General features: G+C 73.7%; 9 protein-coding genes. 3 read left to right on the plus strand and 6 right to left on the minus strand.

The genetic code is table 11. The annotated features are described in order from the left end of the window. Positions 1–444, plus strand: a 444-nt coding sequence (locus VIB11_RS14385; RefSeq protein ID WP_414695845.1) for an SIS domain-containing protein, incomplete at its 5' end; no start/stop codon positions are given. Continuing rightward, positions 441–1,649, plus strand: coding sequence for an N-acetylglucosamine-6-phosphate deacetylase (locus VIB11_RS14390; RefSeq protein ID WP_332031943.1), 1,209 nt, complete (start codon positions 441–443; stop codon positions 1,647–1,649). The genes VIB11_RS14385 and VIB11_RS14390, both read left to right, overlap by 4 nt. Before the next feature lie 125 nt (positions 1,650–1,774). Here the strand turns inward: VIB11_RS14390 and VIB11_RS14395 are convergent, their stop codons facing one another. The 3 genes from VIB11_RS14395 to murA all read right to left on the minus strand — a co-directional run bounded on the left by VIB11_RS14395 (position 1,775) and on the right by murA (position 5,848). Continuing rightward, positions 1,775–3,799 (minus strand): methylmalonyl-CoA mutase family protein, encoded by a 2,025-nt coding sequence (locus VIB11_RS14395; RefSeq protein ID WP_414695847.1) that lies wholly within the window; start codon positions 3,797–3,799, stop codon positions 1,775–1,777. Positions 3,800–4,063: 264 nt separating this feature from the next. Next, entirely contained in the window at positions 4,064–4,429 is a 366-nt protein-coding gene (locus VIB11_RS14400; protein WP_332031947.1) for an STAS domain-containing protein, read from the minus strand. Positions 4,430–4,564: 135 nt separating this feature from the next. Next, positions 4,565–5,848 carry a UDP-N-acetylglucosamine 1-carboxyvinyltransferase gene (gene murA / locus VIB11_RS14405; protein WP_332031949.1) on the minus strand — a complete coding sequence of 428 codons (1,284 nt, stop codon included), beginning with the start codon at positions 5,846–5,848 and terminating at the stop codon, positions 4,565–4,567. Between the two features lie 66 nt (positions 5,849–5,914). Here murA and VIB11_RS14410 point away from each other — a divergent pair, with 66 nt between their 5' ends. Further along, entirely contained in the window at positions 5,915–6,583 is a 669-nt protein-coding gene (locus tag VIB11_RS14410; protein ID WP_332031951.1) for a cob(I)yrinic acid a,c-diamide adenosyltransferase, read from the plus strand. 28 nt (positions 6,584–6,611) lie between these two features. Here the strand turns inward: VIB11_RS14410 and VIB11_RS14415 are convergent, their stop codons facing one another. From VIB11_RS14415 to VIB11_RS14425, 3 genes are all read right to left on the minus strand, one after another. Continuing rightward, positions 6,612–7,040, minus strand: coding sequence for a DUF2550 domain-containing protein (locus tag VIB11_RS14415; RefSeq protein WP_332031953.1), 429 nt, complete (start codon positions 7,038–7,040; stop codon positions 6,612–6,614). 14 nt (positions 7,041–7,054) lie between these two features. Then, entirely contained in the window at positions 7,055–7,324 is a 270-nt protein-coding gene (locus tag VIB11_RS14420) for a F0F1 ATP synthase subunit epsilon (protein WP_332031955.1), read from the minus strand. Between the two features lie 135 nt (positions 7,325–7,459). Beyond that, entirely contained in the window at positions 7,460–7,672 is a 213-nt protein-coding gene (locus VIB11_RS14425) for a PspC domain-containing protein (RefSeq protein ID WP_332031957.1), read from the minus strand. Positions 7,673–7,919 lie beyond the last annotated feature (247 nt).

A 7,919-nucleotide genomic window follows, 5' to 3' on the forward strand; every position in this document is an offset into this window, starting at 1 on the left:
GCCACGCTCGGCGAGGACCTCACGCCCGCCATCGCCGACGCGCGGGCGGTCCTCGCCGAGGACGAGGACAGCGCGCTCGCGGGGGTGGCGCAGGCGGAGCAGATCACCTTCGTCGGCCGCGGCTGGACCATCGGCCTCGCCCACGAGGCTGCCCTGAAGCTGCGAGAGTCCGCGCAGTTCTGGACCGAGTCCTACCCCGCCATGGAGTACCGCCACGGCCCGATCAGCATCGCCACCGCCGGCCGCGCCACCTGGGCGTTCGGCGAGGTGCCCGAGGGGCTCGCCGACCAGGTCGCGGCGACCGGGGCGCACTTCGAGCACCGCGACATCGACCCGATGGCTGACCTCGTGCGACTGCACCGCCTCTGCCTGCTCAAGGCGGCGCGCGCGGGAGCCGACCCGGATCGCCCCCGGCACCTCGCACGGTCCATCATCCTGTCGTGACCCTCTCGGCCGACGCCCCCGCACCCCCGCCCCTGCTCCTCACCGGTCGCGCCGTCCTGCCGGCCGGGGTCGTCGAGGACGCCGCCGTGGTGGTCGACGGGGAGCGCCTGCGCTTCGCCGGCCGCCGCGCCGACCTCCCCAGCGCCTGGGGGCACGCGGTCACCCCCCGTGGCTGGCAGCACGACGTCACCCTGCTGCCCGGCCTCGTCGACCTCCACTGCCACGGCGGCGGGGGTGGCGAGTTCGGCCCCGACACCGAGGGCGCCCGGACCGCCGCCCGCCACCACCATGCGCTCGGCAGCACCACGGTCATCGGCTCGCTCGTGTCGGCCCCCGCCCAGGCGCTGCTCGACGGCGTGCGCGCCTGTGCCCCGCTCGTGGCCGACGGCGATATCGCGGGGGTCCACCTCGAAGGGCCGTTCCTCTCCGCCACCCGGTGTGGGGCGCAGAACCCCGCCGCGCTCGTCCACCCCGACCTCGGCCTGCTCGAGCGCCTCGTGGCCGCGGCCGGCCCCGGCGTCATCGCCCAGATGACCTGGGCGCCCGAGCTGCCCGGCGCCGACGTCCTGCCAGAGGCTCTCGCCGGCCTCGGCGTGCTCGGTGCCGTGGGCCACACCGACGCCGACGCCGCGACCGCCCGGGCCGCCTTCTCCGCCCTCGCGGAGCACCCGGCCCGGGGCGGTCGCGGCCTGGCCACGCACCTGTTCAACGGCATGCCCCCGCTGCAGTCCCGCCAGCCGGGGCCGGTGGGGGCGGCGCTGTCGGCTGCGGCCCGGGGGGAGGCGGTGGTGGAGGTCATCGCCGACGGCGTCCACCTCGCCGGGGAGACGGTCCAGATGCTCTTCGACACCGTCGGGGCGGGCGAGATCGCGCTGGTCAGCGACTGCATGTCGGCAGCGGGCCTCCCCGATGGCGACTTCACGCTCGGCGGGCTGACGGTCCGCGTGCGAGGGAGCGAGGTGCGCCTTGCCGACAGCGGCAGCCTGGCGGGCGGGGTGTCCTGCCTGCTGGACCAGCTGCGGTGGTGCGTCCGCGACCTGGGGGTCCCGCTCGAGGAGGCCGTGCGCGCCGCCTCGTCGACACCAGCCCAGACGCTGGCGCTCGAGGCCGTCGGCTCGCTCGTGGCGGGACACCTCGCCGACGTCGTCGTCGTCGACGACGGGCTCGACCTCCTGCGCGTGATGCGGCGCGGCGCCTGGCTCTGACCACCGCCGTCACCTGCCCACCGCCGTCCCTGCCCACCGCCGTCGCCTGCCCACCGCTGGTTCGGGGTATCAGCGAGCGCAGTAGCGCGCGGCAATACCCCGAACCGGGGGGGTCCTGGCCCGTCTCAGGCAGGAACGGGCGTCCCGGCCGCCCCGGCGCCGAGGCCGCGTGAGGCCCGGATGGTCTCGACCATCGCCCCCATGATCTCGGTGAGCCCGAAGTCCTTGGGGGTGAAGACGGCCGCCACCCCCAGCTGGCGCAGGGCACGCGCGTCCGACTCGGGGATGATGCCGCCGACGACCACCGGCACGTCCGCGGCCCCCGCCTCGCGCAGGCCGCGGAGGATCTCCGGGACGAGCTCCATGTGCGAGCCCGAGAGGATCGAGATCCCGACCAGGTGGACGTCCTCCGCGACCGCGGCGGCGACGATCTGCTGGGGCGTGAGCCGGATCCCCTGGTACACCACCTCGAAGCCGGCGTCCCGGGCCCGGACCGCGACCTGCTCGGCCCCGTTGCTGTGGCCGTCGAGGCCCGGCTTGGCGACCAGCACCCGCAGGCGCTCGCCGAGCTCCTCGCCGGTGGCGCGGACGCGCTCGCGGACCCTGGCCAGCTCGGGGTTGTCCTCACCGCTGACCCCCACCGAACCCGACACACCGGTGGGCGCCCGGTACTCCCCGAACGCCTCCCGGAGAGCGCCGGCCCACTCCCCGGTGGTGACGCCCGCCCGTGCGCACTCGAGCGACGCGGCCATGAGGTTGGCGCCGGTGCCCGCCTCGTTGCGCAGCCGGGCCAGCGCCGCATCGACCCGCTCGCGACCGCCGTCGGCCGCGTCGCGTTCCTCCCGCCAGCGGCGCACCGCGGCGGCGGCCTTGGCCTCGACGTCGTGGTCGACCGTCTGGATGGCGGTGTCGAGATCGGAGGTGAGGGGGTTGGGCTCGGTGGTCTCGAACCGGTTCACCCCCACCACGACGTCCTCGCCGGACTCGATCCGCTGCCGGCGTCGTGCGTGCGAGGCGACCAGGGCGGACTTCATGTACCCGCTCTCGACGGCCGCCACGGCGCCGCCCATCTCCTGGACCCGAGCGATCTCGGCCCTGGCCCCGTCGACGAGCTCGGCCACCTTCGCCTCGACGACGTGCGAGCCGGTGAAGAGGTCGTCGTACTCCAGCAGGTCGGACTCGAAGGCCAGCACCTGCTGCATCCGCAGCGACCACTGCTGGTCCCACGGTCGGGGCAGGCCGAGCGCCTCGTTCCACGCGGGAAGCTGCACGGCCCGGGCGCGGGCGTCCTTGGACAGCGTCACGCCCAGCATCTCCAGCACGATCCGCTGGACGTTGTTCTCCGGCTGGGCCTCGGTGAGGCCGAGCGAGTTGACCTGCACGCCGTACCGGAACCGGCGCTGCTTCGGGTCCTGCACGGCATACCGCTCGCGGGTGATCTCGTCCCACAGCTGCACGAAGGCGCGCATCTTGCACATCTCCTCGACGAAGCGGACGCCCGCGTTGACGAAGAAGGAGATGCGGGCGACCACCTCGCCGAAGCGCTCCGGCGGCACCTGGCCCGAGTCGCGCACCGCGTCGAGGACCGCGATCGCCGTGCTCATCGCGTACGCGATCTCCTGCACCGGGGTCGCCCCGGCCTCCTGCAGGTGGTAGCTGCAGATGTTGGTCGGGTTCCACTTCGGGATCTCGGCGACGGTGTAGGCCACCATGTCGGTGATCAGCCGCAGCGACGGCCCGGGCGGGAAGACGTAGGTCCCCCGCGAGAGGTACTCCTTGATGATGTCGTTCTGGGTCGTGCCGGCCAGGGCGTGCACGGCCGCGGCGGGGTCCTCGCCTGCCGCGACGGCCTGCTCCTCCGCCGCCACCTGGTAGAGCGCCAGCAGCCACATGGCGGTCGCGTTGATGGTCATCGAGGTGTTCATCTGCGACAGCGGGATCTGGTCGAAGAGCGCGCGCAGGTCGCCGATGTGCGAGATGGGCACCCCGACCTTGCCCACCTCACCGCGGGCGAGCGGGTGGTCGGGGTCGTAGCCGGTCTGGGTCGGCAGGTCGAAGGCGACGGAGAGGCCGGTCTGGCCCTTGGCGAGGTTGCGCCGGTAGAGCTCGTTGCTGGCGGAGGCGCTGGAGTGGCCTGCGTAGGTCCGCATCACCCAGGGGCGGTCCCGCTGCGGGCGGTGCGCCTCGGCGGCGGGCGTGGGGGCGTTCGCGGAGTCGGCCATGTGGCCGAAGGTACCCGCGGCCCTGCACGGACAGGAGGGGTACGGGCGGTGAGAGGCGCCACAGTGGTGGCCGTGGGCAGCCCGGCGGGCGGCCGGGCCGTCAAGCCCCCAGCGGCGCGCCTCTGCCGTCGGCTCGGCGGCAGGGCCGTCAGGCGGTCAGCGGGGCGTCGTGTCGGGTCGGCGGCCGACGCGTCAGGCGGTCAGCGGGGCCTCGGCCGTCGGGGGCGCGGCGGGGCGGCTGACGAGCGCACGGTCCAGGCGGGCCGCCCGCAGCAGCCGCTCGGTGCGGGCGGTCATGTCGACCACGGCGAGACGGCGCCCGGCGCGACGGGCCCGGGTGTAGGCCTCGACGAGGACACCGAGTCCCGTCGCGTCGCCGATCTCCGCACCGCCGAGATGCATGAGGACATCCCCCGCCCCGGTGTCGATGATCTCGTGGAGCAGCAACCGGACGTCGGGGACGGTGTGGACGTCGATGCGTCCGGTGATGGAGACGGCCTGGCCCGCGGCCAGCGCACGCACCTCGACGGGAAGGACACCCACACTGCTCACCGTCATGACAAACCCCCTTGTCCGTGGCCATTCACTCACACGGACGCTCAGGTGGGGCGACTCGGTTGTCCCATATCAGATCAAGATCTGGTAAAGGCTGACGGGGTCAACGTCACGCCGCTGCCCGCACCCTCCCGCGGACTAGAGGAAGAACTCCTCGTCCGGCTCGCGCGTGACGTCGGCACCGAGGCCCTGGAGGCTCTCCGCGAACCCGGCGTAGCCACGGTCGATGTGGTGGGCACCGCTGACCGTGGTCACGCCGTCGGCGACGAGACCCGCGATGACGAGGGCGGCACCGGCGCGGATGTCGCTGGCCTCGACCGGCGCCCCGGACAGCCTCTCGACGCCGTGCACCATGACGTGGTGCCCGTCGATCCGTGTCTCGGCCCCGAGCCGGTTGAGCTCCTGCACGGTGCGGAAGCGAGCCTCGAAGAGGTTCTCGGTGATCATGGCCGAGCCGTCGGCAACCGCGTTGCAGGCGATGGCGAACGGCTGCAGGTCGGTCGGGAAGCCGGGGTACGGGAGGGTGGCCACGTCGAAGGCCCGCGGTCGCCGCCCACCGGAGTCGACGCGGAAGCCGCGGTCGGTCGTGGTCACCGTCGACCCGCTCGCCTCGACGAGCTCGAGCGCCGCCTTGAGGTGGTCGGCCACTCCCCCGACGACCTCCACCGTTCCGCGGGTGGCTGCGGCGGCGAAGGCCCACGTCCCGGCGGCGATGCGGTCCGGGACCACCGCGTGCTCGACCGGCCTCAGCTCGTCGACGCCCTCGATCTCGATGGTGCCGGTGCCCGCGCCGGTGATGTGGGCCCCCATCTCGGTGAGCATCTGCGCGATGTCGACGATCTCCGGCTCCCGGGCAGCGTTCTCCAGGCGCGTCGTGCCCCGGGCCAGCACCGCCGCGGTCAGGACGTTCTCGGTCGCCCCGACGCTCGGGAAGTCCAGTCGGATCTCCGCGCCGTGCAGGCCGCCGGGCGCCTCCGCGACGAGGAAGCCGTGGGTGACGTGCACCTTCGCGCCCAGCGCCTCCAGCCCGGCCGCGTGCAGGTCCAGCCCGCGGGAGCCGATGGCGTCACCGCCCGGGACGGCCACGTCGGCCGCCCCGCAGCGCGCCACCAGCGGCCCCAGGACGGCGGTCGAGGCGCGCAAGGCCCGCACGAGGTCGTAGTCGGCGCGGTGGCCGATCTCGGCCGGGACGTCGATCTCGACGACCCCGGCCGGGGCGTCGTAGGCCACGGAGCAGCCGAGACGGCGCAGCAGCTCGGCCATGATGGTCACGTCGAGGATGGCCGGCACGTTCGTCAGGCGGCTCCGGCCCTCGGCGAGCAGGGCGACGGCCATCAGCTTGAGCGCGCTGTTCTTCGCCCCCCAGACGGCCACCTCGCCCTGAAGCGACGCGCCGCCGACCACCCGGAACCTCTCAGCCATCCGGGCAGCCTATCGACGCCGCGGGCCCGCTCCGGCACCCGAGCCGCCATCTGAGAGGCTGACCCCATGGTCAACCTCACCCGCATCTACACCCGCACCGGCGATGACGGCATGACCCACCTCGGTGACATGAGCCGCACCAGCAAGACCGACGTGCGGCTCATGGCCTACGCCGACGCCAACGAGGCCAACGCGGCCATCGGCGTCGCCGTGGCGGCCGGTGACCTCCGCGAGGACGTCCGGGCGACCCTGATCCGGGTGCAGAACGACCTCTTCGACGTGGGGGCCGACCTGTGCACGCCCCTCCAGGAGAGCTACGACTACCCGCCGCTGCGGGTCGAGCAGCGCTGGATCGACGAGCTGGAGGCGGACTGCGACCGCTACCTCGGCGAGCTGGAGAAGCTGCGCTCGTTCATCCTCCCGGGGGGCACGCCCGGAGCGGCCTACCTGCACGTGGCGACCACGGTCGCGCGCCGGGCCGAGCGGCAGGCCTGGGCCGCCATCGCCGCCTACGGCGACCAGCCCGGCGCGGCCAAGGGCGAGGGCGGGGTCAACCTCCTCACCGCGAAGTACCTCAACCGGCTCTCGGACCTGCTGTTCGTCCTGGCCCGCGTGGCCAACCTGCCGATCGGCGGCGACGTCCTGTGGCAGCCCGGTGGCGGACGCGCGCAGGCCCCGGACACGAAGAAGGCCCCCGCGGCGGACGCTGGGGCGGCCGGCTCTGCGGAGGCCTGAGGGCCGCAGCGGCCCGGCGGGTCGAGGGCTAGGCGACGTTGACGTTGAAGCCCGGCGGCGCGCTCTCGAGCCAGGACCGGATGCCGGTGTAGGCCGCAGGGGCGAGCGCGAGCTGGAACCTGTCGGTGCCGTAGTGGCAGGTCACTTCCACGGCGTCCGGCAGCCCCGCGAGCACCTCGTGGGCGGCGCCGGGCGCCTCGAGCTCGAGCCGCACGCGGTCCCAGGCCCTCTTGGGGCGCAGGGACGGGCCGACGAGGGTGAACCACTCGAGCCGGTCACCGGCGATGCGCAGCAGCCCGAGACGGTAGCCGTTGGCTCCGTGGGACCGCAGCGCGCACAGCATCAGCGGGCTGCCGGAGGCGAGGATCCGCCGGCGGATGAAGATGAACGCCAGCACGCTGAGCGCGAGCAGGACGAGCGCGCCTGCCACGATCTCGGCGGTGACGAGAGGCGACATGCTCGCGCGCTCGGCTAGGCGCTCAGGTGGGAGGCGTCGACGGCCTCGGCGACGATGATGACCCGGTCGCGGTCGACCGAGAGGAAGCCGCTGTCGAGCGTCGCGGTGTGGGTGGCGCCGTCGGACTTGATCCGGACCTCGCCCTCGACGAGGACTCCGAGCAGCGGGGTGTGGCCGGGCAGGATGCCGAGCTCACCGTCGACGGTCCGGGCAATGACCATGTTGGCCTCGCCCTCCCAGACCTTGCGGTCGGCGGCGACGAGTTCAACCTGCAACTGGCTCACGATGGGTCCTCCACATGGGTACGGGGTGGCGCCAGTCTAACGGCCCGTCGGCCATGCTCCGGACCGGCCCCGAACGCAGCGGAGGGCGCCGCGGCCCTGCGGCGGCGGCGCCCTCCCCTGCTCTGTCCCTCTCCCTCAGGCCTCGCTGGGCATGAGGATCCACAGCACCGGGTAGATGATCAGCTGGCTGCCCGGGAGCAGCATGAGGATCACCACGAACAGGAGCCGCGCGGTCCACGGCGAGAGGCCGAAGCGGCGGCCGAGTCCGGCGCACACACCGCCGAGGACGCGGCCTTGACGGGGCCGGACGAGGCCCTGGTTGGCAAAGCTGGTCTTGATCTGGCTCATGCCCCCAGTCTGGTCCGGGCGGCATACGGCTGCCATCAGGGTCTGCCCGGACCGCACCCCAGTCCCACCCCGACCCCACCCCACTGCGACCCGCGCGCTGAGAGAGACCGGGGTATGCCGGAGGGCCGGCCGCTGCTCGCGACCGGCCCTCCGGGTGTGGCTGGGTTGTGCTGGGAGAGAGGAGAACTCAGAGGTTCTTCTGGATCTCCGCCCACTGGCGCTCGACGTCGTCGAGGCCACCGCACAT

Origin of the sequence: Pedococcus sp. (assembly GCF_036554925.1) — a bacterium.
In the GTDB taxonomy this organism is placed as follows: Bacteria; Actinomycetota; Actinomycetes; order Actinomycetales; family Dermatophilaceae; genus Pedococcus_A.